This window comes from Pseudomonas sp. MIACH, from assembly GCF_001269925.1.
In the GTDB taxonomy this organism is placed as follows: domain Bacteria; phylum Pseudomonadota; class Gammaproteobacteria; order Pseudomonadales; family Pseudomonadaceae; genus Aquipseudomonas.
In genome coordinates this window covers 213,040-237,488 of the sequence record NZ_LHVO01000033.1, presented here as the reverse complement: position 1 = coordinate 237,488, position 24,449 = coordinate 213,040, and the positions used below count along the sequence as shown (strand labels likewise).

At 60.4% G+C, this 24,449-nt stretch carries 23 protein-coding genes; 7 read left to right on the top strand and 16 right to left on the bottom strand.

Annotated features, from left to right (window positions below; translation table 11 throughout):
• Window positions 1-98: 98 nt before the first annotated feature.
• From fliT to AD670_RS14165, 14 genes are all read right to left on the bottom strand, one after another.
• Window positions 99-395, bottom strand: coding sequence for a flagellar protein FliT (fliT, locus tag AD670_RS14230; protein WP_053133217.1), 297 nt, complete (start codon window positions 393-395; stop codon window positions 99-101).
• A gap of 41 nt (window positions 396-436) precedes the next feature.
• A complete protein-coding gene (fliS, locus tag AD670_RS14225; protein WP_027603845.1) occupies window positions 437-841 on the bottom strand; it encodes a flagellar export chaperone FliS in 405 nt (134 codons plus the stop codon).
• A 141-nt stretch (window positions 842-982) separates the two neighbouring features.
• Entirely contained in the window at window positions 983-2,377 is a 1,395-nt protein-coding gene (gene fliD, locus AD670_RS14220) for a flagellar filament capping protein FliD (protein WP_053133214.1), read from the bottom strand.
• Window positions 2,378-2,457: 80 nt separating this feature from the next.
• Window positions 2,458-2,811, bottom strand: a complete 354-nt coding sequence (locus AD670_RS14215; RefSeq protein ID WP_053133211.1) for a flagellar protein FlaG — start codon at window positions 2,809-2,811, stop codon at window positions 2,458-2,460.
• 74 nt (window positions 2,812-2,885) lie between these two features.
• Window positions 2,886-4,310: a flagellin gene (locus AD670_RS14210; RefSeq protein WP_053133208.1), complete on the bottom strand. Its 1,425-nt coding sequence runs from the start codon at window positions 4,308-4,310 to the stop codon at window positions 2,886-2,888.
• A gap of 265 nt (window positions 4,311-4,575) precedes the next feature.
• Complete coding sequence (locus AD670_RS14205; RefSeq protein ID WP_053133205.1) at window positions 4,576-5,505, bottom strand: ketoacyl-ACP synthase III; 930 nt, start codon at window positions 5,503-5,505, stop codon at window positions 4,576-4,578.
• A 276-nt stretch (window positions 5,506-5,781) separates the two neighbouring features.
• Complete coding sequence (locus tag AD670_RS14200) at window positions 5,782-7,380, bottom strand: flagellar hook-associated protein 3 (protein WP_053133202.1); 1,599 nt, start codon at window positions 7,378-7,380, stop codon at window positions 5,782-5,784.
• A 14-nt stretch (window positions 7,381-7,394) separates the two neighbouring features.
• On the bottom strand, window positions 7,395-9,443 hold the full coding sequence (gene flgK / locus AD670_RS14195; protein ID WP_053133199.1) for a flagellar hook-associated protein FlgK: 2,049 nt from the start codon (window positions 9,441-9,443) through the stop codon (window positions 7,395-7,397).
• A gap of 10 nt (window positions 9,444-9,453) precedes the next feature.
• Window positions 9,454-10,725 carry a flagellar assembly peptidoglycan hydrolase FlgJ gene (gene flgJ / locus AD670_RS14190; protein ID WP_053133196.1) on the bottom strand — a complete coding sequence of 424 codons (1,272 nt, stop codon included), beginning with the start codon at window positions 10,723-10,725 and terminating at the stop codon, window positions 9,454-9,456.
• A 4-nt stretch (window positions 10,726-10,729) separates the two neighbouring features.
• A complete protein-coding gene (locus AD670_RS14185; RefSeq protein WP_053133384.1) occupies window positions 10,730-11,818 on the bottom strand; it encodes a flagellar basal body P-ring protein FlgI in 1,089 nt (362 codons plus the stop codon).
• Window positions 11,819-11,845: 27 nt separating this feature from the next.
• Complete coding sequence (gene flgH, locus AD670_RS14180; RefSeq protein ID WP_010208725.1) at window positions 11,846-12,541, bottom strand: flagellar basal body L-ring protein FlgH; 696 nt, start codon at window positions 12,539-12,541, stop codon at window positions 11,846-11,848.
• A gap of 53 nt (window positions 12,542-12,594) precedes the next feature.
• On the bottom strand, window positions 12,595-13,380 hold the full coding sequence (gene flgG / locus AD670_RS14175) for a flagellar basal-body rod protein FlgG (RefSeq protein ID WP_025855853.1): 786 nt from the start codon (window positions 13,378-13,380) through the stop codon (window positions 12,595-12,597).
• 71 nt (window positions 13,381-13,451) lie between these two features.
• Window positions 13,452-14,192, bottom strand: a complete 741-nt coding sequence (locus AD670_RS14170; RefSeq protein WP_053133193.1) for a flagellar basal body rod protein FlgF — start codon at window positions 14,190-14,192, stop codon at window positions 13,452-13,454.
• A gap of 202 nt (window positions 14,193-14,394) precedes the next feature.
• Window positions 14,395-15,957, bottom strand: a complete 1,563-nt coding sequence (locus tag AD670_RS14165) for a sigma-54-dependent transcriptional regulator (RefSeq protein WP_053133190.1) — start codon at window positions 15,955-15,957, stop codon at window positions 14,395-14,397.
• Between the two features lie 257 nt (window positions 15,958-16,214).
• Here AD670_RS14165 and phhA point away from each other — a divergent pair, with 257 nt between their 5' ends.
• The 3 genes from phhA to AD670_RS14150 all read left to right on the top strand — a co-directional run bounded on the left by phhA (window position 16,215) and on the right by AD670_RS14150 (window position 18,654).
• A complete protein-coding gene (gene phhA, locus AD670_RS14160; protein ID WP_053133187.1) occupies window positions 16,215-17,006 on the top strand; it encodes a phenylalanine 4-monooxygenase in 792 nt (263 codons plus the stop codon).
• Between the two features lie 98 nt (window positions 17,007-17,104).
• Complete coding sequence (locus tag AD670_RS14155; protein ID WP_010208721.1) at window positions 17,105-17,461, top strand: 4a-hydroxytetrahydrobiopterin dehydratase; 357 nt, start codon at window positions 17,105-17,107, stop codon at window positions 17,459-17,461.
• Entirely contained in the window at window positions 17,461-18,654 is a 1,194-nt protein-coding gene (locus tag AD670_RS14150) for an amino acid aminotransferase (RefSeq protein ID WP_053133184.1), read from the top strand. Before AD670_RS14155 ends, AD670_RS14150 begins: the two co-directional genes overlap by 1 nt.
• A gap of 60 nt (window positions 18,655-18,714) precedes the next feature.
• Here the strand turns inward: AD670_RS14150 and AD670_RS14145 are convergent, their stop codons facing one another.
• On the bottom strand, window positions 18,715-19,524 hold the full coding sequence (locus tag AD670_RS14145; RefSeq protein WP_053133181.1) for a UDP-2,3-diacylglucosamine diphosphatase: 810 nt from the start codon (window positions 19,522-19,524) through the stop codon (window positions 18,715-18,717).
• A 138-nt stretch (window positions 19,525-19,662) separates the two neighbouring features.
• Between AD670_RS14145 and AD670_RS14140 the strand changes: the two genes are divergently transcribed.
• The 3 genes from AD670_RS14140 to AD670_RS14130 all read left to right on the top strand — a co-directional run bounded on the left by AD670_RS14140 (window position 19,663) and on the right by AD670_RS14130 (window position 21,809).
• Complete coding sequence (locus AD670_RS14140; protein ID WP_053133178.1) at window positions 19,663-20,412, top strand: AraC family transcriptional regulator; 750 nt, start codon at window positions 19,663-19,665, stop codon at window positions 20,410-20,412.
• A gap of 99 nt (window positions 20,413-20,511) precedes the next feature.
• A complete protein-coding gene (locus AD670_RS14135) occupies window positions 20,512-21,396 on the top strand; it encodes a DMT family transporter (RefSeq protein ID WP_053133175.1) in 885 nt (294 codons plus the stop codon).
• 131 nt (window positions 21,397-21,527) lie between these two features.
• A complete protein-coding gene (locus AD670_RS14130) occupies window positions 21,528-21,809 on the top strand; it encodes a hypothetical protein (protein WP_053133172.1) in 282 nt (93 codons plus the stop codon).
• Between the two features lie 41 nt (window positions 21,810-21,850).
• On the opposite strand, the gene AD670_RS14125 is transcribed toward AD670_RS14130, so the two are convergent.
• A complete protein-coding gene (locus tag AD670_RS14125; RefSeq protein WP_053133169.1) occupies window positions 21,851-22,138 on the bottom strand; it encodes a SelT/SelW/SelH family protein in 288 nt (95 codons plus the stop codon).
• An 84-nt stretch (window positions 22,139-22,222) separates the two neighbouring features.
• On the opposite strand from AD670_RS14125, the gene AD670_RS14120 reads away from it, so the two are divergent.
• Entirely contained in the window at window positions 22,223-24,412 is a 2,190-nt protein-coding gene (locus AD670_RS14120) for a patatin-like phospholipase family protein (RefSeq protein WP_053133165.1), read from the top strand.
• Window positions 24,413-24,449 lie beyond the last annotated feature (37 nt).

Below are 24,449 nucleotides of genomic sequence, written 5' to 3'. Positions count from 1 at the left end.
CCTTACTAGACGTCTGAAATCTGAAAACAGCACTAGTTAAGTCAAAAAAGCTGGCACGGTCAAATTTATGACGCGCCGGTAGGATTAACTGCGCCTGTTCAGCCGAACAGATGGTAAACCTTTGACGCATTTTTCGCTTGGTTGATCTGCGACATCTCTTCAAAAATCGCCTGGCGCTCGCCGGTCGTCACCTCAAGCAATTGCTGGTACACCGCCAGCAGGCTCTCAAGCTTTTCACGCAACGCATCCTCATCCACCGGCGCTTCGCTGAGCACCTCTTCGATCACGTTGCGACAGCCCATGTCCAGCTCGCCAATGGCGTCCCAGTTACGGTCTGCCAGCGCGCCGATCAGCGCTTCACGGGTTTCATCAATGCGTTGCAGTGCTTGGCTCATGACGTATTCCTCAAGGCCCTCAGGCCCTTCTCTGCTGCGCCTTACTCGGTTGCAGCCTGTGGCACAGCGATAGCATCCCAGCCTTCTTTCACGGTAATCAGCAAACGCGCGACTTCGTCGATCATGTCGGCGTCGTTATGCAGGTTCGCTTCCATCAGACGGTTGGTCATGTACGCATACAGACTTTCCAACTGTTGGACGTAAGCCGGGTTGTCACTCTTTTCAGCATTCAGGCCGTCGCGCAGGCCGATCACGATATCGATGGCCTTGCCGAGCATCAGGCCCTTCTGTGCGATGTCGCCACGCGCCAGCGCCCCCTTGGCCTGGGCCATACGGTCCAGACCGCCTTCCATCAGCATCTGCACCAGGCGATGAGGGCTGGCTTCGGAGATCTGAGCATGGGAATTGACCTTCTGGTATTGGCGAAGGGCTCTCATGGGATTCATGTTTCTACCTCGTGACAGGCGACAGCGAAAAGGATTCTAGTAACCAATATGTCGACTGGCTCGCAAAAAGCTTTAGAGCCAGTCGTGCTCCGATAAAAAAAGGCCAGGCAGTTTGCCTGGCCTTTTTGCATCAGCAGGGGATCAAGAATTGGTTTTGACGTTGTTCAACGCATTGAGTGTGGTCATGACACTGGTGCTTTGCTGACGCAATTGGGCGACCAGGGTGTCCATGGCGTTGTATTTGGCCGACAGGCTGCTGGTGAGCAGGGTCATGCGCTCGTCGAGCGTGGCTTGATCCTTGGTCAGATCCTTCAACGTGTTCGACAAGGAGGTAGAGCGCGTCGCCAGGATCCCGGTGCTTGCCTTGGCGAAGTCATCCGTGGCGCTTTTCATCCGCGCCAGCATGCCGTCTTTGCCACTGAACATACTGTTGATGTCGGCTGCGTTGGTTTTAACTGCCGCATCCCACTTTTTGTCATCAATCGCCAGCAGGCCAGTACTCGAACTGGTGGTCACACCGAACTGAGCCAGGGACTTGAAGGCACCAGTGCCCGACAGCGCGTTGAACTCGTTACGGATCGTGCTCTGCAACGAACGCATGGTCGAGTCACCCGTCAACGCTGCCGCCGTGGTGCTGCCGTCCAGGTTCGTGGTGACCTTGGTTTCAGCGTTCATTGCCGTGATCAGGGCGTTGTAGCTATCAATGAACCCCTTGACCCCGGACTTGAGCGCCGTGTTGTTGGTGCTGACGGTGATGAGCGTGGCGTTTTTTTCGTTGGTCGTCGTGCCCGTTTTGAGCGTCGAGATGGCCACCAACTTGATGTTCACCCCGCTGAGCGCCCCTTCGATACTGTTGGTCTTGGACACAGAAGAAACACCATCGATGCTGTAGAGCGCATCCTTGGGCGGATCAACGACCGTGGCCCCCACATCCAGCCCCGAGGTGCCAGACAGCGTAAGGTCCGAGCCCGTCCCCATATTGGTCGACGTCAGGATCAATCGAGAGCCATTGGAGTCGGTCTGGATGTTGGCACTGAGCCCCGAAGTACCAAACTGGGTATTGATCGAGTCACGTACCTGCTGCAGGGTCGCGCCGGCTGGAACGCTGAGATCGTAAGCCTTGCCGGACTGACTGATGGTCAGCGTCGTCGGCTTATCAGTGGTGTTGACCACTGTCGAGGTGCCACCGCTGAAGTTTTTGCTCGACAGCTTGGACGCTTGGGCCAGTTGGTCGACGATCAGCCGGAAGCTGCCGTTCGAGGCCGTATTGCTGGCCGTCATGGTCGCCGTCTTTTCATCCGAGGACGAACCGGTCAAACCGGTGAAACTGCTGTCCTTGGTCATGGAGTCCAGGGCACCACGAAACGCATCCAGTGCAGCTTGAACCTTGCCGATCGAAGACAGCGTGGTGGTCGCTTTCGCGGACGCGGTATTGATCTGCGTCTGCTTGGGCACCTTTTCGGCGTTAACCAAGGATGTCACGATCGCTTGCGTATCGATATTCGAACCGATACCACTTACCGTTGAACCCGCCATCATCTATCTCCTGTTCGGTGGCTGCCGTTATCTTGACTTATTACGCCTCAAGCCACGACAGCAACAAGTTTCATGCCAGCTCAGGCCTTGTCGTCAAACAACAGGTTGCTTGCGCTGGAAAGGTTCTGTGCCAGCTTCAATGCCGTTTCCGACGGGATCTGGCGAATCACTTCACCACTGTCGGTGGCGATGACCTTGACCACCACACGGTGGGTGGAGTCATCAATGGAAAAGTCCAGTTTGCGCTGGGCCGCTTGTACGAATTCGCGAATATCAGTGACTGCTTTTTCCAGGTCGGCACGCTCAGGCTCTTTGCCTGTGGCCGGTGTTTCCTGGACTTTGGTGACGCTTTTGTCAGTTGCTGCTATCGGTGCAGGCGCGCTTTTAGGTGCAACCGGCGGATAAGACTGGTTCAGCTTTACACTCATGTCCATGTCCAATCTCCTCTAAACCGAAAAAACGGAAGGGCACGTAGACGCGCCCTTCCGTTAGTTACCAAGCGCTGGAATTACTGAAGCAGCTTCAGTACAGCGGATGGCAGCTGGTTAGCCTGCGACAGGATCGCGGTGGAGGCCGATTGCAGGGTTTGTTGCTTGGTCAGTTCGGCGGTTTCGGAAGCGAAGTCGACGTCCTGAACGGTGGAACGTGCAGCGGTGGAGTTCTTCTGAATGTTCTGCAGGTTGTCTGCAGTGGTAGTCAGACGGTTCTGGGTAGCACCCAGGCCCGAACGAACGCCGTCAATGGTGCCGATGGCCTTGTCGATAACAGCCAGCGCGTTTTGAGCGTTGGTAGCGTCGGTCACGTCGGTGTTAGAGATGGTGGTCTTGGTCGACGAAACGGTAGCAGCCGAGAACAAGTCCGATACACCAGTACCAGCGTCGCTCAGGGAGTAGCCTTTAGCCGAATCCAGGGAAACCTGACCGGTCACAACGATTGCAGCAGCACCCAGAGCAGCCGGGGTGGCGAATGCGCCAGCGCCGTCTTTAGCGCCAACCAGGATGTTGGTCTGGGCGTTGGCATCAGCACCAGAGAACGACAGGTTTTCGCCGGAATCCGACTTAACCGACAGGGTTTTGTTGGATTCGTCGTAGTTAACGCTGATGCCCAGTTTGGCAGCGTTCGATTTCAGCTGGTCAGCCAGGCCGGCCAGGTCCTTCACGCCGACGAAATCAACAGCATTACCGCTACCTACAGCCAGTTTGAAGTTCGACGGAGTGGCAGCGCCTACTTCCAGTTTGACTTCAGTGCTGGCGGTAGCGGTCAGGCCACCGATCGAACCGTTCAGGCCCGCAGCGATGTCTTTAGCCGAAGCGCCTGCAGCGTAAGTTACGGTTTTGGTCTGACCGTTGCCGGTAACAGTGATGTCGCCGCCAGCCAGGCCAGTTGCGCTAGGCACGATGGCCTTGGTTTTGACCTGCTGCGAACCAATGTTGTTGGCTGCAACGTTTTCCAGGCTCAGGTTGATGGTTTCGTTAGCGTTAGCGCCAACCTGGATAGCTTTGGTACCGTACGAACCGTCCAGCAGCTTCTGGCCACCGAAAGTAGTGGTTTGCGAGATACGGGTCAGTTCCGAAGTCAGGGCCTGGTATTCGTCGTTGTTCGACTTACGGTCGTCAGCGCTGAGGGAGCCAGTCGCGGAAGACAGAGCCAGGGTACGCATTTTTTGCAGGATGTCGGTCGAAGCCTGCATCGCGCCTTCAGCGGTCTGAGCGATGGAGATACCGTCGTTCACGTTTTTTACTGCTTGGCCCAGGCCGTTGATTTGGCTGGTCAGGCGGTTAGCGATCTGCAGGCCAGCAGCGTCGTCTTTAGCGCTGTTGATACGCAGGCCGGAAGACAGGCGCTGCATGGAGGTGGCCAGGGCGCCGCCGGCTTTGTTCAGGTTGCCCTGAGTAGTGATCGAAGCAATGTTGGTGTTTACTGTTAAAGCCATGACGAAATCCTCGTTGGATGGATACTGCGGCTTCCGGCCCTGGCAACCGCCGGGTGTGGCCTGAGAACCTACGTAATAGTTATCGTCGTGGTAGCCGGTTGCTTGAGGATTTTTTTGATTTTTTTTACTGGCGCCGTGCCACCCCTTGCAATTCAAGGGTTTACGCCGGCCCAAAACCCTTATTTCATTGGGTTTTCTGGCGCCAAATAAAAAACGCCGATGATCCTTCGATCATCGGCGTTTTTTTATATGCCCTGTAAAAGGGTCACGGACGATAAAGAATCGCCGATCCCCACGACAGACCCACACCAAAACCGCTGATCGCCACGCGCTTCCAGGTGGCATCCATCACATGCTTTTCCAGCAGCAGCGGAATGCTCGACGACACCGTGTTGCCAGTCTCGACCATGTCCTTGATGAACTTGTCCACCGGTGCATCTTCAAAACGGCGGGCGACGGCGTCGACAATCGCCGCACTGCCCTGGTGAATGCAGAAGGCATCGATATCGTCAGCCTTGAGGTCCGACTCATTGAGCAGCTCGTGCAAATGCGCCGGCACCTTGAGCAAGGCGAAGTTGAACACCTGGCGGCCGTTCATGAAGAACACGCCGTCGCTGACCTTGAGGTGCGGTGCGCCGGAACCGTCGGTGCCGAACTTGGACTTGCCCAGCAACCACGGTGCCTCTTCGCCCATCCAGGTGGCGGTGGCGGCATCGCCGAACAGCATGGTGGTGTTGCGGTCTTCCGGGTCGACGATCTTCGAATACGGGTCGGCGGTGATCAGCAGGCCGTTTTTCAGGCCAGTGGCTTCCATGAAGCCCTTCATTGCGTAGATGCCGTAGACGTAGCCGGAGCAGCCCAGGGAAATATCAAAGGCGGCCACGTGGGTCGGCAGGCCCAGCTTGTCCTGGACGATGGCGGCCGTGTGGGGCAAGCCCTCTTCATCGCCGTTCTGGGTGACGACGATCAGCGCGTCGATGGACTCGCGCTTCAAATCCGGGTTATTGGCAAACAAAGCGTTGACCGCCTCGACACACAGATCGGAGGTTTCCTGCGCAGCTTCCTTGCGCGGCAGGAACGCCGAGCCGATCTTGCCAATGATGAACTCTTCATCCTTGGCGAACTTGGCACCCTGGGCGTAGTTATCGATCCCGTCTGCGGGCACGTAACTGGCGATGCTTTTTATGCCAATCATTGTGGCTTCCCAATACTAAATAGCTGGAGAACACCCCGAGGACTGCGCCTGGAGTGCTGACAATAAAGGGGATAACCCCATAAAAATCTCGCTGAAAGCCGCCCCGCAAGGACCCTGTGACGACTTATCCTTTTCACACGATACAGTGAAGATGCGCTTTATGACTCACAGGTCACTCAATTTTGTGTGGTTTATGCAAAACGTTTCAACAATTTAGTCGCATAAACGACAACGGCCCGCCCTGTTTCCAGAGCGGGCCGCTTGACTTGACGCCACTTACATCTTGTTGAACAGGCTCAGCTGCGAGACCTTCACGAACGCCAATTGCGAGGCTTCCAGCATGGTTTGCTGCAGGGTCAGGTTGATCGCCGCCTCACCCATGTCGATGTTGGCCAGGTCACTCATCGTGGACTTGTTGGCCAGGCCGACACTGGTATTTTCACTGGACTGCACGGTGAGTGCGTTCTGTCGCGCACCGATGGAGCCACGCACGTTGTCTACCTGGTCGGCCGAACTGGTCAGGTTGCTGACAGCCGCGTTCAAGGCGTCCTGAAGCTTGACCCGCGCGCCCGGGATGCCGTCCGCCGGCTGTTCCAGGGCGTGACGCAGCTGGCTCAAGGTATCGAGGGCATTCTGGGTTTTCTGGGTAGTGTTGCCGACCGAAAACTGATCGCCGACATTTGGCGTACCGCTCAAATCGAAGGTAACGCCCGCCGCAGTGATGGTGTCCTTGGCGGGCGCCGTACCGGGGACGATCACGCCATTGTCGATCGGCTTGCTGTTGGGCGTGTACGGCTGGGCATAGACTTTATAAGCAGTCGGGTCGAGGTCGTCGAACTTGATCAGTACGCCGCTGTTGGGAAACGTACTCGAATAGTCGGCTGCACTGCTGATGTGAGCATTGGTCAGTTGCGTCGCCGAGGTGTTGCTCGCAGTGCGAGAGGTATTGAACGCGTCCGGCTTGGCGGCCAGGGTGAACTCGCGCCCACTGACCAGCGCATCGGCATCAGGCCCGGTGGCCACGTCGGTGAGGTCTACGGTGATATCGAACTTGACCCCGCGCACATTGATGCTGGCGCTGCCTTCCTTGGTGGAGTCGAACGTGCCATTACCTGGGAGCTGCGAGGTAATGTTGTTGTTGTCTTTGTCGGTGACCACGTACTGGGTGCTGCTGGTAAACGTCACCTTGTAGGGCTGGCCGTCAGCAAACTGCTTGGTGTAATCGATGCCCGACGTTACCAGGCCGGCCGAAATCGCGACCTTGTGGTCGTCCACCGACGAAGGCGTCGTGTAGGTGGACTGGGTGCGGCTGCCATTGACCGCCCCTTCGAGGATGGTCTTGCCCGTGTCGCTGGTGCGCACATTCAGCGTCTCGGAGACTTGCAGGCTCAGCTCGTTCTCGTCGCCCTGATAGCTATAGGTGCCATCGTTGTTGCGCGAGTACGGCGGCGTGTCGGTCTTGGAGCCGGAGAACAGATAGTTGCCCGCCGCATCCTTGCTGTTGAGCAAACCCAGCAACTGGTTTTCCAGCGCGCCCACTTCGACCGAGATGGACTTGCGGTCAGCATCACTGGTCACGCCACCCGCGCGCAGCGCCAACTGGCTGCCGGCCTGGATGGTGGTATTGATCGCATCCAGGACGCTTTCTTCGTTCGTCAGGGTATTTTGAATGCTGGTGATATTGCCGCTGTACTGGGCCAGCATGTCTTTTTGCTGTTGCAGCATCAGCAGGCGCTGGGCGGCAACCGGATCATCGGCGGCGGTCTGCACACGCACACCGGAACTCGCCTGCTGCTGGGCCTTCACTACGCTGGAATAGTTGTCCTGATACTTGACGGCACTGGTGTCGTAATACTGCTGTGTAGAAATGCGCATCGTCCCAGACTCCCTTAAAGACTATTGATCAGCGTACTGAAGGTTTCTTGCGCAGCCTTGATGATCTGCGACGACGCCGTGTAGTACTGCTGGAACTTGATCATGTCGCCCGCCTCTTCATCCAGGTTGACCTGGGATACGGAGTTGCGCGCGTTCTTGTTGGCCGTCAACAGCGCGTTGGTGGCCGTGGTATCAGTGGTGGCCGAAGCCGCCTTGGCGCCAACGGTGGACACCAGCTTGCTGTTGGCCCCTACCAGGCTCGCCCCGCCGCTGCCGTCGGCTGACACGCCCACGGTGGCCTTGGTCTGCAGGTTGAGCAGTGCCTGGGCGTTGCGGTTGTCGGACTTGCCGGTGGCATTGAACGAGAACGAAGTGCCGTCACCGTTGGCCGGCGAACCGCCCACCGTGGTGTCGAAACTGAAGCTCTTGGCTGGCGACACCAAGGCGCCGCTGGCATCACGCATCGGCACGTTGATGCTGATCTTGTTGGCCTGCCCCGGAATAATGGTGCCGGAGCCGATCGGATCACCCTGGGCGTTGCTCAGGGTGTAGGGCTGGGTGCCATCGGCCGCCGGCTTACCGAACACCATCTTCACCGGCATCGAGTGCTCAATGCCGGTACGCAGTTGTGCCGTGTCGGCGCCGCCCTGGATATCCAGCGGCACGGTGAGCGTTGGCGGCGTGAAAGTGCCGGTGCCCTGATTGGTCTTGCTGGCCTCGCCCTGCAACGGCGCAGCAAAGGCAATCTTGCTCGGGTCGGTGAGCACGGTGCCGATTTCCTTGGCGCCGTTAGCGGTCGGGCTGACCTTGAAGCTGTCACCGGCCTGCACCGCACCGCTCTTGACCGCCAGGGTAAATCCGTCGATGACCGGCGGCGGCGTGGCACTGAGGTCATAGGTGCCCATGGCCTTGCCGTCGGAGCGCAGCACCGTGACCTTGTTAAGGTTGGTACCGTCGTTGAAGCTGACCTTGTAATCGAAGTTGGTCAGTTGGCTGCTGTCCTTGATCGTTACGCCCAGGGCGCCGTCGCCGAGGTTGCCTTGGGCAGCCTGGCTACGCAGGGCAACGGACGCTGCGTTGTTGATGTCGGTAAACATCGAGGCGCCGAACTCGCCATTGAGGTCCAGGCCCTGGCCCAACTGACTGTTGAGGGCATCGGCGGTGACAATCGCGATACGGCCCAAGTCATTGATCGCCGGCATCAGCGCATCGCTGCGATAACGCAACAGACCACCGATGCTGCCGCCACTGATCACATTGCCCAAGTCAAGCGACGTACCGCCTTCCGCGTTGAGCTGGATGGTGTACTGGCTGGTGTCGCTTTTGCTCGGCACTGCAGAAATCGTATTGGAGCGGTCACCCAGCACCAGGGATTGACCGCTGCCGGTGCTGACGCTGAACACACCGTTCTTTTCAGTGGCGGTCACACCGATCAACTCGTTGAGCGAGCGCACGGCCTCGGCGCGGGAGTCCAGCAGGTTGGCCGGGGTGGTGTTCGATGAACCCTGCACCTGGGCAATCTGCTTGTTGAGGGACGCAATCGACGAGGTCAGTTGGTTGACCTGATCACTCATCGAAGTCAACTGGCTGTTGATCGTCTCTTTCTGCTGGCTCAGTTGGCTGGAAATCGAGTTGAACCGATTGCTCAGGGTCTGGGCGTTCGTGAGCAGGATCTGGCGAGCCGACGTATCGCTCGGGTTCGCCGAGGCGGTCTGCACAGCAGCGAAGAACGAGCTGAGTACGGCCGACATGCCGGTGGTCTTGTCCGACAGGGTCTTGTCGACAGCACTGATCTGGTCCAGGTAAGCCTTGGCGTCGCTATTAAGCGAAGTGCTGTTCTGGTAGGCGGTGTCGAGGTATTCGTTGTAGACCCGGCGCACATCGGCCAGGGTCGTGCCGCTGCCGATGAACACGCCGCCGTACTGGTTCGACGCATTCGCACTCTGGGTAGTCTGCTGACGCGAATAGCCGGCGGTATTGGCGTTGGCAATGTTGTTACTCAAGACCGACAACGATCCTTGAGCGGCGTTAAGCCCCGACATCCCGATATTGAGCAAACTCATGGTTCAGACCTTATAAATGAGTGGTCGCGCCCGCGGCAGCGTAATTCTGATAACTGTTCATGGTTTTAGCGATCTGCGAAATCTTGCTGGCGTAGGCCGGATCCGTTGCGTAACCGGCTTTTTGCAACTCACGCACAAACTGTTCCGGGTTGTCGGCCGACTTCACAACTTCTTTATAGCGATCATTGCTTTGCAGCAATGTCACGAGGTCATGGAAGCTGTCTTGGTAGGAGTCGTAGGAACGGAACTGCGCCGTTTCCTTGACCATCGCCCCATCACGAAACTCGCTGGTGATGGCGCGGGCCTGGCCGCCCTGCCAACTCTGACCGGCCTTGATGCCGAACAGGTTGTGGCTGCTGCTGCCATCCTCGGCGCGCATCACCGACTTGCCCCAACCGGTTTCCAGAGCCGCCTGGGCCACCAGGTACTTCGGATCGACGCCGATGCGCGCGGCAGCCGCCTTGGCCATCGGCAACATGGTGGCGACGAACTCATCCTGGGAGCTGAACGCCTTCTTCGCCGGCGCCAATGGTGGCTGGGCAACAGCGCGGCTGTAGATCTGCATGCGGTCGCTGGGCACGGCAAAACTGCGCGCGGTGCTGTTGATCACGTTGTCATCGGCAGCACTGTTGCGCAGCGGCGCGGCCTTGGCCTCGGTCGCCACTTGAGTGCTCGGCACAATGCCGGCGAGCAAGCGATCGGTGAGCTTGCTTGGCAAGGCGATCCGGCGCTGGTTCATCAGCTCCATATCGTTGCTGTGGGCAGCGGCGGCGCCGGCCTGGGGCTCGGCTACGCGGTAGGCCCACAACGGACGTTGGCCATTGGAGCGCCCCAACGGGCCCTCGGCCTGGGTGCCGGCGGCAATTTCCGTCGGTACATCGGCCTTCTTCACCGCCTCAGCCGCCGCCGGACCCTGCAAGGTGGCCGCCTGGGCTTCCACCGGTTTGTTCTTTTGCATCTGGCGCATGAGTACGTCGGCCAGGCCGATACCACCGCCTTCGCGGGACATCGACACGGCCAGTTGCTGGTCGTACATCTCTTGGTACTGCTTGGCCGCCGGGGTGTTCATCGGGTTGTCCTTACCCAGGGCCTCGGTGGCCGAACGCATGGACTTGAGCATCTCACTCAAGAACAGCGACTCGAACTCCTGCGCGACCTTGCGCATGTTGCCTTCGCTGTTCTTGTCGGCGCCGACCTTGAGCTGGTTAAGCCGGTTCAGGTCGGAGTAAGACCCCGAGTCCGCCGTGCTGCTGATACCGCTCTTGCGCATATCTATGGCCATGGCCTCAGATCACGATCAGGTCGGCTTGCAAGGCGCCGGCCTGTTTCAAAGCTTCAAGGATCGCCATCAAGTCGCCAGGCGCTGCGCCTACCTGGTTCACCGCGCGGACAATCTCATCCAGGGTGGTACCGGGACCGAACTTGAACATCGGCTTGGCTTCTTGCTGGGCATTGACTCGCGAACGTGGCACCACCGCCGTCTGGCCATTGGACAACGGCCCCGGCTGGCTGACGATCGGGTCTTCGGTGATGGTCACGGTCAGGCTGCCGTGGGTCACCGCAGCTGGCGAGACCTTGACGTTCTGGCCGATCACGATAGTGCCGGTCCGCGAATTGATGATGACCTTGGCCACCGCCTGGCCCGGATCCACCTCAAGGTTTTCCAGGATCGACAGGTAGTCCACGCGCTGGCTTGGGTCCAGCGGCGCGGTAACGCGGATCGAGCCGCCGTCGATGGCCTGGGCCACGCCAGGGCCGAGCATGTCGTTGATCTTGTCGACCACACGCTTGGCGGTGGTGAAGTCGGAACGGTTGAGGTTCAGGGTCAGGCTGTTGCCCTGGTTGAAACCGCTGGGCACGGTGCGTTCAACCGTGGCGCCGCCGGGAATCCGACCGGCCGATGGCACGTTGACGGTGATCTTCGAACCGTCGCGACCTTCGGCGTCAAACCCGCCCACCACGAGGTTGCCCTGGGCAATGGCGTAGACGTTGCCGTCGATACCTTTAAGCGGGGTCATCAGCAGCGTGCCGCCGCGCAGGCTCTTGGAGTTACCGATGGACGACACGGTGATGTCGACCACCTGACCCGGCTTGGAAAACGCCGGCAAATCGGCACTGATCGACACCGCCGCGACGTTCTTCAACTGCACATTGCCCGACCCCGCCGGCACCTTGATGCCGAACTGCGAGAGCATGTTGTTGAAGGTCTGCAGGGTGAAGGGGGTCTGGGTGGTCTGGTCACCCGTACCGTTTAGCCCCACCACCAGGCCGTAGCCGATCAACTGGTTGGAACGCACGCCGGAGATGCTGGCGATGTCTTTCAGGCGTTCGGCCTGGACGACTGCGCTCAGACTCAGCAAGAGTGCCGCCGCCATCAGCTGTTTGAGTTTCAAAGTGGCCACCTAGAAAGGGAACAGCGGGCTAAGGAAGAAACGGTCGAACCAGCCCGGCTGGCTTGCATCAGCAAAAGCGCCGGTGCCGGAGTAAGTGATGCGCGCATCGGCAATCCGCGTCGACGGTACGGTGTTGTCGGTGGAAATATCATCGGCGCGAACCATACCGGCAATACGCACCAGCTCATCACCGGTGTTGAGGGTCATCCACTTCTCACCGCGTACGGCAATGATGCCGTTGGGCAACACGTCCGCCACCGTGACGGTGATCGAACCGGTCAGGCTGTTGCCCTGCCCCGCCGCGCTCTTGCCGTTGGTGGCACGGTCGCCGCTGTAGCCGGCGCTCAGGCTCAGGTCGCCATCGCCCAGCGGATTGTTGACGTTAGGTACCGCGCCGAACAACGAGGTCAGGCCAATGCCGGCCTTGCTGGTCTTGCCGACCTGGGAGTTGGCGTTCTTGCTGGCCTGGGTCCGCTCGTTCAAGGTGATGGTGATGATGTCACCGACCCGGAACGCCTTGCGGTCGCTGTACAGGTTCTGTTCGAAACCGGCCTGGTAGATCGAGCCGTTGTTGGCCGCCGCCGGCAACGGTGTGCGTGGCAACACCGGCGCGTAGTACGGGTCATTGGGTTTTGGCGTCGGGGCGACACAGCCCGCGAGCACGGCAATCCCACTCAATGCCAGAACGGAAACATAGCGATTCATGACCCTTACCTCACGGTGTTGCAGGCGCTGTCTACGGCGCCCCATAGACTTGATTACAGATTCTGCGTTACGAACGAAAGCATCTGGTCGGCGGTGGAGATCACCTTGGAGTTCATCTCGTAGGCGCGCTGAGTGGTGATCATGTTGACCATCTCTTCAACGGTGCTCACGTTGGAGGTTTCCAAAGTGCTTTGCAGCGTGGTGCCGAAACCGTTCAGGCCAGGGGTGCCGATTTGCGGCGCGCCGCTGGAAGCGGTTTCCAGGAACAGGTTGTTACCCATGGCCTGCAGGCCGGCCGGGTTGATGAAGTCGGCGGTTTGCAGGTTGCCGATCACTTGCGACGCCGGGTTACCGGCCACGGTGATGGACACGGTGCCGTCGTTGCCGACAGTGAAGGTCTTGGCATCGGCCGGCACGATAACGGCAGGCTCCAGAGCAAAACCGTTGGCGGTGACGATCTGGCCGTTGGAGTCCAGGTGGAAAGTACCGTCACGGGTGTAAGACGTGGTCCCGTCCGGCTGCAGGATCTGGAAGAAGCCACGGCCGTTGATGGCCATGTCCAGCGGCTGGCCAGTCTGCTGCAGGTTACCGGCGCTGAAGTTCTTCTGGGTGCCGACGATCTGCACACCCGTACCCAGTTGCAGGCCCGACGGCAGTTCGCTGTCCTGGGTCGATTGGGCGCCAGGCTGTTTCTTGATCTGATAGAGCAAGTCCTGGAACTCGGCGCGGTCACGTTTGAAACCCGTGGTCGACACGTTGGCCAGGTTGTTGGAAATGGTGGTCAGGTTAGTGTCCTGGGCGGACAGGCCTGTCTTGGCAACCCATAGAGCCGGAAGCATGCTGTTCTCCTTCGTGCGCCTGTTTGTTGGCGCTGCGCTGCAAAATTAGTATTCAGTCAGTGACGCGGCTATCAGCTCATCTGCATGACGCGAGTCATGGCCTGGTCGTCTTCCTTGGCGCTGTTCATCATCTTGATGTGCAGCTCGAACTGCTTGGAGAGCGCCAACACCGCCGTCATTTCTTCAACCGCGTTGACGTTGCTCGCCTGCAGAAAACCCGAGGTCAGCTTGACGCTCGCATCGGCCACGGCCGGCTGGCCATCCTTGGTGTGGATGGTGCCGTCCAGGCCTTTATTCATATTCTTGAGGTCGGGCTGGACCAGCTTGATGCGGTCCACTTCAGCCATCACCCGAGGGCCTTCACCCATGGCGCGAATGCTGATGGTGCCGTCGGAGCCGACTTCAATCTTCTGCTGGGGCGGCACCGAAATCGGGCCACCGTTGCCCATGATCGGCATGCCGTTACCCGCGCGCAGCACGCCCAGCGCATCGACGTTCATGCTGGCGCTGCGCACGTAGGCTTCGCTGCCGTCCGGCGTTTGCACGGCCATCCAGCCGTCACCGTTGACGGCCACGTCCAAGTCACGGCCGGTCTCGATCATCGCGCCAGGCGTGAAGTCGGTGGCTGGGCGCTCGGTCATGGCAAAGGCCCGCGCCGGAAAGCTGTCACCGAACACCGGCATCGAACGCGCCTGTTCCAGGTCACGTTGAAAACCGTTGGTGGAGATGTTCGCCAAGTTGTTGGCATGAGCCTTCTGCGCCAGTGCATTCTGGCTGGCGCCGGTCATTGCCACATAAAGGTACTTGTCCACGCTTCTTCCTCTTTCTGACGCAGGCTTGCCGCCCACCGCTGTACTGATGAGGCTTAAGCAATTTGCGAACCAACTTTTCAAAACAGAGGAAAGTCGAGGCGGGGCGGGGGTTTGCGGCCAGGCAGCAGGATTGGGGAGGCTGACGATAGTCGAAAAAACGGCGGACTACTGCCGCCAGCGGCAACGCCCCCTCCCTCACCGCCTATTTGTCGGCCTTGAGAATTTCGTAATCACGCAATTTATTGGCGATGGTGGTGTGCGACACCCCCAGGCGTTTGCCCAACTGCCGGCTGCTGGAATGCTCGGCATACAGGCTTTCCAATACGGCCTTCTCGAACCGGCCGACGATCTCGTCCAGGCCGCCCTCCAGGGAAAAATCGCCAAGGGGTTGGCGCACGCCGTAGTCCGGCAAGCGAATGTGCTCGACCTTGACCGTGCCGCCCTCACACAGCGACACCGCCTGGAACAGCACGTTTTCCAATTGCCGCACATTCCCCGGCCAATGGTAGTGGCTGAGGCGATCCATCGCGGCGGGCGCCAGCTTGGGCAGCGGGCAGCCGATCTGCCGGCTGGCCTGGTCGAGAAAGTGCTCAACCAAGGGCGCGAGGCCATCGAGGCATTCGCGCAGGGGCGGGATATGCAAGGACAGCACGTTGAGGCGGTGATAAAGGTCCTGGCGGAATTCGCCACGGGCGCAGAGCTCGGACAGGTCCACCTGAGTGGCGCAGATCACCCGCACATCCAGGTAGACCTCTTCATCGCTGCCGACCCGACGAAAGCAACCGTCCTGCAGGAAACGCAGTAGCTTCACCTGCAAGCGCGAACTCATTTCCCCGACGCCATCGAGAAACAACGTACCGCCCGCCGTCAGTTCCAGCAGCCCCAGCTTGCCTTCGGCGCGCGCGCCTTCGAACGCACCGGGGCCGTAGCCGAACAGTTCGGTCTCGGCCATCGACTCGGGCAGCCCGGCGCAGTTCAGCGCCATCAACGGCGATTGCCCCCGCGGGCTGGCCAGGTGGCAGGCGCGGGCCAGCAGTTCTTTGCCGGTGCCGGTTTCGCCTTCTATTAATAGCGGCGCATCCAGGGGAGCCATGCGCCGGGCTTCACGCACCACGGCAGCCATGACCTTGGAGCTTTGGAAGATACTGTCGAAGCCGCGCAACTCCTGTTTGCGCACGTTGTAGATGCGCTCGCCCACACGGTCGGCGCGGTGCAGGGTGAGCACGGCGCCGGCCATGGCTTCGCTGTCGTCATGTTCGGAGGATTGCAGCGGCGCGATATCCGCCAGGAACACGTCACCCTTGACCTTGACCCGCAGGCCATTGATCCGCGATTTACTCGCGCGCACCAGCTCCGGTAAATCGAAGTCCTCGGCGTAGCGCGACAGCGGAATGCCCGGCACCTCGTCCACCCGCACCCCGAGCAACTGCGCGGCGGCACGGTTGGCGGCGACAATGGAGCCGCCCATGTCAATGGACAACACCGGAAACTCCAGGGCACCGAGCAAGGCATTGAGCTCCATATGCCGACGCTCACTGGGCATCAGCCCTACCCGCTTAACGCCAAACACCCCGGCAATCGCTTCGAACTGCGGGCGCAGCGCCTGGAATTGCATGTTCACCAGGTTCGGGCAGAACAGGTAAATCGCGTTGCCATGCTCGCCACCCACCTCCCCCTTGGCGACGTTGACGCCGTACTCCACCAACAGGTTGAGGATGTCCCGCAGGATGCCGATGCGGTTCTGGCAGTGCACTTTGATACGCATGAAAAGGCCCGGAAAGTGGGTAGGCGCCGCGTCTTTTTGTCGCTGGGCGCAGATAGTCGTCAAGATTATGTGACAGCTTACGGGCTTTTCACAGCCCAACTCGGCGATCAGCGGCACAACTGTAACGAATACTTTACGAAAGTCGGTAACTTTTCCTACGCATGGGCCATTCAAGCCGATGGAATCTCGCCCCGCACGGAGTATCAATAGGTTCATCGCAGGACATAACAAGAACGAATGCCTAGCAGGAGAGCCGTATGAAGCAGACGCACTACGTGGCCCGCGAGCCCGATGCGCAAGGTTTTATCCACTACCCGCCGGAAGAACACGCGGTGTGGAACACCCTGATCACCCGTCAGTTGAAGGTGATCGAAGGCCGCGCCTGCCAGGAATACCTGGATGGCATCGACAAACTCGGCCTGCCCCTGGATCGCATCCCGCAACTGGGTGAAATCAACCAAGTGCTGGCTGCCACCACCGGCTGGCAAGTCGCCCGCGTGCCGGCGCTGATTCCCTTCCAGACGTTCTTCGAATTGCTCGCCAACAAGCAGTTTCCAGTGGCGACCTTTATTCGCACCCGCGAAGAACTGGATTACCTGCAAGAGCCGGATATTTTCCACGAGATCTTTGGCCACTGCCCGCTGCTGACCAACCCGTGGTTCGCCGAGTTCACCCACACCTACGGCAAGCTCGGCCTCGCGGCCAGCAAGGAGCAACGGGTGTACCTGGCGCGCCTGTACTGGATGACCATCGAGTTCGGCCTGGTGGATACCCCCGAAGGTCGGCGTATCTACGGTGGCGGGATTTTGTCGTCACCCAAGGAAAGCGTGTACTGCCTGTCGGACGAACCCGAGCACCAGGTCTTCGACCCGCTGGAAGCGATGCGCACCCCGTACCGCATCGACATCCTGCAACCGCTGTATTTCGTGCTGCCCAACCTCAAGCGCCTGTTCGAAGTAGCGCAGGAAGACATCATGGGCATGGTCGAGCGCGGTATGCAGCTTGGCTTGCACGCCCCCAAATTTCCGCCCAAACCAAAAGCTGCTTGAACTGCGTCTTTTAAGGCCAGGTGAGTCTGTTCCCTGGCCCCGCGTTGCTTTAGGGTGACGCCACTGACCTTCACCTATTCGAATTCAGGACACCGACCATGACCACCTTGAACCAAGCCCACTGCGAAGCCTGCCGCGCCGATGCCCCGCAAGTCAGCGATGAAGAGTTGCCGGTGCTGCTCAAGCAGATCCCCGACTGGAACATCGAGGTACGCGACGGCGTGATGCAGCTGGAAAAGGTTTTCCTGTTCAAGAACTTCAAATTCGCCCTGGCCTTTACCAACGCCATGGGTGAAATCTCCGAAGCCGAAGGCCATCACCCGGGCCTGCTCACCGAATGGGGCAAGGTGACCGTGACCTGGTGGAGCCACTCCATCAAGGGCCTGCACCGCAACGACTTCATCATGGCCGCGCGCACCGACGAAGTGGCCAAGGACGCCGAGGGCCGCAAGTAATGCATTTCGATGCCATAGGCCGGGTACCCGGCGACCCGATCCTCGGGTTGATGGACCTGTATGCCCAGGACAGCAACCCGAACAAGTTCGACCTCGGCGTGGGCGTGTACAAAGACGACCAGGGCCTGACGCCGATTCCCCATTCGGTAAAACGCGCGGAGCAGCGCCTGGTCGACACCCAGGCCACCAAGACCTATATCGGCGGCCACGGCGATGCAGCCTTCGGCACACTGATCAGCGAACTGGTGCTGGGCGCCGACTCCGCCCTGCTGCGCGAACACCGTGCCGGCGCGACCCAGACCCCAGGCGGCACCGGCGCCCTGCGCTTGAGCGCTGACTTTATCGCCCACAACCTGCCCGGCCGTGGCGTGTGGTTGAGCGACCCGACCTGGCCGATCCACGAAACCATCTTTGCCAAGGCAGGGCTCAAGGTCAGCCACTACCCGTACGTGGGCGCGGATAACCGCCTGGATGTGGCGGCGATGCTGGCGACGCTCTCCACCGTGCCCAAAGGCGATGTCGTGCTGCTGCACGCCTGCTGCCACAACCCGACCGGGTTCGACCTGTCCCAGGATGACTGGCGCCAGGTGCTGCACATCGTGCGCGAACGCCAGTTGCTGCCGCTGATCGACTTCGCCTACCAGGGCTTTGGCGACGGCCTGGAGCAGGATGCCTGGGCGGTGCGCTTGTTTGCGGCTGAACTGCCGGAAGTGCTGGTCACCAGCTCGTGCTCGAAGAACTTCGGCCTGTACCGCGACCGTGTCGGCGCCTTGATCGTGTGTGCGGCGGATGCCGAGAAGCTGACGGATGTACGCAGCCAATTGGCGAATACCGCGCGCAACCTGTGGTCGACGCCGCCGGATCATGGTGCGGCGGTGGTCGCGACCATCCTCGGTGATGCCGAACTGAAAAAGCAGTGGAGCGAGGAAGTCGAAGCCATGCGTGCGCGAATCGCGCAGTTGCGTTGCGGACTGGTGGAGGCGTTGGCGCCCCATGGCCTGGCTGAGCGGTTTGCGCATATTGGGGCGCAACGCGGGATGTTTTCCTACACCGGCTTGAGTGCCGAGCAGGTCAAGCAACTGCGCGAGAAGCACAGCGTGTATATGGTCAGCTCGGGGCGGGCTAACGTGGCCGGTATTGATGCGACACGCCTGAGCCTCCTGGCCAAAGCCATCGCCGACGTATCCCACTGACGAAACCGGGACTGAAAATGTGGGAGCAAGCCCCCTCCCACATTTTGACCGCCCCCCCCCTCAGCTGGCGACCATCTCGGCTTTCAGCAGCGCTTCTTTCGCCTGCGCATCCGCCAAGCGATACAACTCGATGCTCCCGTCCCAGTGCTCGATCAACGCCGTGCACGACTCCACCCAATCCCCGCAGTTGAGGTAATCCACCTCGCCCACTTTGCGGATCTCCGCATGGTGGATATGCCCGCACACCACGCCATGCAACTCGCGCTTGGTCACTTCGTGGGCGATGGCTTCTTCGAAATCGCTGATAAAGCTCACGGCGGTTTTAACCTTGTGTTTCAGATACGCCGACAGTGACCAATAGCCATAGCCGTACCGCGCACGCCAGTGGTTCAACCAGCGGTTCAAGGTGAGGGTGAACTCATAGGCCGAGTCGCCCAGGAACGCCAGCCAGCGGTGGTAACGGGTGATCACATCAAACTGGTCGCCGTGGATCACCAGCAGATGACGGCCATCGGCCGTGACGTGCACCGCCTCGTCCACCAACTGGATATTGCCCAGGATCAGCTTGGAGTAACGGCGCAGGAATTCGTCGTGGTTACCGGTGACGTAGATCACTTCGGTGCCGCGCTTGGCCATGGTCAACAGCCGGCGGATCACGTTCGTATGGGCCTGAGGCCAATACATGCCGCCGCGCATTTTCCAGCCGTCGATGATATCGCCGACCAGGTAGACCTTGTCGGCGTGGTAGCCCTTGAGGAACTGCGATAGGTGTTCGGCCTGGCAATCCCGGGTGCCCAGGTGCACGTCGGAAATCCACAGGGTACGAACCCGCTGCTTACGGCTGGGCTTGGTGAACTCGGCACTGGTCATGGGCATCCCTCGACGCTGTTTTCGCGAGCTTGCGCCTTGGCGATTAATAGCCCATGACAGTCGTGCGTCAGTCTGATGACAACGCTCACTGGCCGCGAAGCGTTGTAGACTGGCAACCCTGCTGCCCAGGAGACCGCGATGACACCGTCGCTCACGCTACGCCACTACCTCGAAGCGCCCATCGCCCACAGCCATGACCATGCGCAGTTGGTGTTCGGCCTGTCCGGTCACCTGGACCTGGAAGTCGATGGGCGTGGCAGCCAGGTGCGTGAAAGCAGCGTGATGGTGCTGCCCTTCTGCGCCCACCATGCCTGTGGCAGTCGCGATGGCAGCCGCTGCCTGGTGCTGGATGTGCCCACGGAGCATTGGGTCCTGCAATCCTTGGGCGAGCATGCGGATGCCAGCCGCCGCCTGCTTGACCAACCGGCCCGCCTGACCCTGGATGCCCGGCAACACCAACTGGTGCAATGGCTGGCGCACAGCCCGGTGGAAGACCCACTGATCGTCCAACAGGGCGCGGTGCTGTTGCTGACCAGCCTCAATCATCCGCAGGCCCCGCAGGTGCCGGGCCGGCGCCTGCCGTATGCAGCGTTCAATGGGCATATCGAAAAGCACCTCGCCCACCCCCTTCAAGTCGCCGACCTGGCACGCATCGCCGGCCTGTCAGCGGCGCGCCTGCATGCGCGGTTCATGGCCGAGTGCGGGCAGACGCCCATGGACTACATCCGCAGCCGTCGCCTGCAACTGGCCTTGAAACTGCTGCGCGAGACGCCGCTGCCCATCGGTGAAATCGCCGAGCGGGTTGGCTACACCTCACAAAGTGCCTTTGCCGCCGCCATGCTCCGCGAATTTGGCGCCTCTCCCGGTGCGTTGCGGCGCGCCACGTAGGGCGAGCCTTGCGCTAAAAATCGCGAGTCGCACGACAGACGCACGCACCAGCACCCTCTAGACTGCGACCCTGTCACTCCCGTTGGTTCAAGGATCGCAATGACTCCCCGTTCAGCCCTCGGCGCCCTGCATATCGGCGCATTGATGTTTGGCCTTACCGGCGTCTTCGGCAAGCTGGCGGCGGCCTCGCCGGCCATCATCGTCTTCGGTCGCGCCGCGTTTGCCGTGATTGCCCTGGCAGTGTTTGCGCGCTTCGCCAGCAACGCCCCCTGGAAAACCCTGGCGCTGCAGGACTGGCGTCGCCTGCTGGTCAGTGGCGTGTTGCTGGCGGCGCATTGGGTGACGTTCTTCATTGCGGTCAAGGTGGCCGGTGTGGCCGTCGCCACGCTGGGGTTTACTGCATTCCCGGCGTTTACCGTGATCCTCGAAGGGCTGATCTTCCGCGAGCGCATTCGCGCCAATGAAATCGTACTGGTGGCCCTGGTCACCGTTGGGTTGGTGCTGGTCACGCCGGACTTCAACCTCGCCAGCGAAGCCACTGGCGGCCTGCTCTGGGGCATCGCCTCGGGGTTGCTGTTTTCCTTGTTATCGCTCAATAACCGCGCCAGCTCCGGGCGCATCCCTGCCGTACAGGCGGCGCTTTGCCAAAATGTGGTGGTCGCCCTGTGCCTGCTGCCCGTGGCTGCGCCGGGGTTGGCGGATGTGCGTGCGCTGGATTGGTTGTGGATCGGCCTGCTTGGGGTGTTCTGTACCGGCCTGGCCCATAGCCTGTTTGTCGCCAGCCTCGCGGTGATCAAGGCGCGCACCGCTTCGGTGGTGTTTGCCATGGAACCGGTCTACGGCATCACCGTGGCCTGGCTGCTGTTTGCCGAGACGCCGACCTTGCGCATGTTGTTGGGCGGCGCGTTGATCATCATCGCCATCGTGCTTTCAGGGCTGATGGGGAGTGCCAGCCAGGCCAAGCAGCCCGCTGCAACGGCCTGATCTATACTTTAAACATCCGCAACAGTCAGCCGTCGTTAAACGGATAAAGACTCCTCGACGACAGCCATGGTGTTTTCTGCAGTTGCTGCAAGCGAGTGGTCACTCCATCAACGCTATGCAGGGGTTACATCATGGAAATGCTCATCAGCTTGCTGGTTCAGATCATCAGCGGCGCCGTCGGCGGCAACTTGGCCGGCATGACCAAACAGAGCCTGGGCACCGGGCTCAATACCTTTCTCGGCGGCGTCGGCGGCCTGGTGCTCGGCCAGATTGTCTCGGCACTCACGGGCACCTCCGGCGGCGAAGCCCTGGATGTGGCAGCGGTCGGCAGCAATATCGTCGGCGGCGGTGTCGGCGGCCTGGTGCTGACCTTGGTCGTGGGCTTTATCAAGAGCAAAATGGCCGCCAAATAGCGGCGCATCCAGGGGTCACCGTCCTGCAGCGGCGGTGGCCTTTATTGGGTACGATCGTTGTGGCCCAGGTCGCGTTGCGGGTCGATCTGGTCACGCACGCGTTGCTTGAGCACCTTGGCTTCAGGGAAGCCGCCGTCGGCCTTGCGCTCCCAGATCTGCACACCCTCGCAGGTGATGCGAAACGTCCCGCCGGTTGCCGGTTCCAGCGACACTTTGCCCAGGTCCTCGGCAAACGTACTCAACAGCTCCTGCGCCAGCCACGCGGCGCGCAGCAACCACTGGCACTGGGTGCAATAGGTGATGACAATCTCGGGTTTGCTCGGCGACATAATTTGAGAGGTTCCTGGCGTAACGGGCTCGGCGGATCGGATGGCTATAATACCGGCCTTTATCGCCCAGCTTCGAGAGTCATGATGCGCCGCCTGTTGTCCTGCCTGTTCCTCTGCCTGATCCCCCTGATTGCCGATGCCGTTGAACCGCCACGCCCTAAAGTCGGCCTGGTGCTGTCCGGTGGTGCCGCCCGAGGCCTGGCGCATATCGGTGTGCTCAAGGCCCTGGAGGAACAGGGTATTCATATCGATGCGATTGCCGGCACCAGCATGGGCGCGGTGATTGGCGGGCTGTATGCGTCGGGCTACAAGATCGATGAACTGGAAAAACTTGCGCTGGGCATCGACTGGCAACAGGCGCTGTCCGACGCACCGCCACGGGAAGACGTGCCGTTTCGACGCAAGCAGGATGACCGGGATTTCCTGGTCAAGCAGAAGCTCAGCTTTCGCGATGACGGCAGCCTCGGCCTGCCCCTGGGTGTGATCCAGGGCCAGAATCTGGCGCTGCTGCTGGAAAGCATGTTCGCCCACACCAGCAACACGCGTAATTTCGACAAATTGCCAATCCCCTTCCGCGCCGTGGCCACCGATATCACCACCGGCGAGAAAGTCGTGTTCAGCAAAGGTCATTTGCCCCAGGTGATCCGCGCCAGTATGTCGATTCCGGCCGTGTTCGCGCCGGTGGAGCTGGATGGCCGGCTGCTGGTGGATGGCGGCATGACCGATAACATCCCACTGGATGTGGCGCGCGAGATGGGCGTGGACATCGCCATCGTGGTCGACATCGGCACCCCGTTGCGTTCACGCAAGCAACTGGCAACGGTGGTGGACGTGCTCAACCAGTCCATCACCCTGATGACCCGGCGCAACTCCGAGGAACAACTCAAGGCCTTGCATCCCAAGGACGTCCTGATCCAGCCGCCGCTGGCCGCCTATGGCGTGACGGACTTCGGCCGCGCCAAGGACATGATCGATGCCGGCTATCGCGCCACCCGCGCCCTCGACGTTCGCCTGGCACATTTGCGCCCCGCCGAACCGATCGACCCGCAACTGGTGGCCGCGCGCACCCCAGGCGAACGCACCCCGGTGATTACCGCGATCAAGGTGGAGAACGACTCGAAAGTCAGCGACGACGTGATCCGCTACTACATCCGCCAACCGTTGGGTGAACCGCTGGAGCTTGGCCGCCTGCAGACCGACATGGGCACTTTGTACGGCCTGGATTACTTCGAGCAGGTGCAATACCGCGTGGTGAAAAAGGGCCAGGACAACACCCTGGTGATCAGTGCACGCGGCAAACGCAGCGGTACAGACTACCTGCGCCTGGGCCTGAACCTGTCGGACGATATGCGTGGCGACAGCGCCTTCAACCTGGGGGCCAGTTACCGTATGAATGGCATTAACCGTCTCGGCGCCGAGTGGCTGACGCGGGTGCAGATCGGCGATCGGCAAGAGCTGTACAGCGAGTTCTATCAGCCGATGGATACCGGTTCGCGCTATTTCGTTGCCCCTTATCTCAGCGCCCAGGCACAGAACGTCGAGCTGATCCTCGATAATGACCCCATCTCCGAATACCGCTTGGAACGCTATGGTTTCGGCCTGAACGTGGGGCGCCAGATCGGCAACAGCGGCGAGATCCGCTTCGGCGTCGGCGAGGCTTGGGGCAAGGCGGATGTGCGCATCGGCGACCGCGACCTGCCAAGTGTGAGCTTCAGCGAAGGCTTCTATGAACTGAAGTACTCCTTCGACTCCCTGGATAACGTGTACTTCCCTCACAGCGGCGAGGATATCGGCCTGGCCTTGCGCGAATTCGAACCGGGATTGGGCTCGGACCAGCGCTATCGACAATGGGAATTCAAGCTGGACAAGGCCATGAGCCACGGTCCGGACACGCTGGTGCTGGGCGGTCGCTACGGGCGCACCCTGGATGATTCGGACGTGGTGATTTCCAGCTTCCTGCTGGGCGGTGCGCGGCAGTTGTCGGGCTTCCGCCAGGATGCGATTTCCGGGCAGAACATCAGCTTGATGCGCGCGGTGTACTACCGCCGCCTGACGCCGCGCTCCTACCTGCCGCTGGATTTCCCGCTGTACCTGGGCGCGTCCCTGGAACGGGGTCGGGCATGGAACAACGACAATGAATTCGACAGCGGCTATATCAACGCCGCGAGTATTTTCCTGGGGTTTGATACGCCGCTGGGGCCGCTGAATTTCAGCTATGGGTTTAATGATGATAATCAGAAGGCGGTGTATCTGAACCTAGGGCAAACCTTCTAACCACCCCCGTTCACACTCGCAGCTGTCGAGCCCCGGC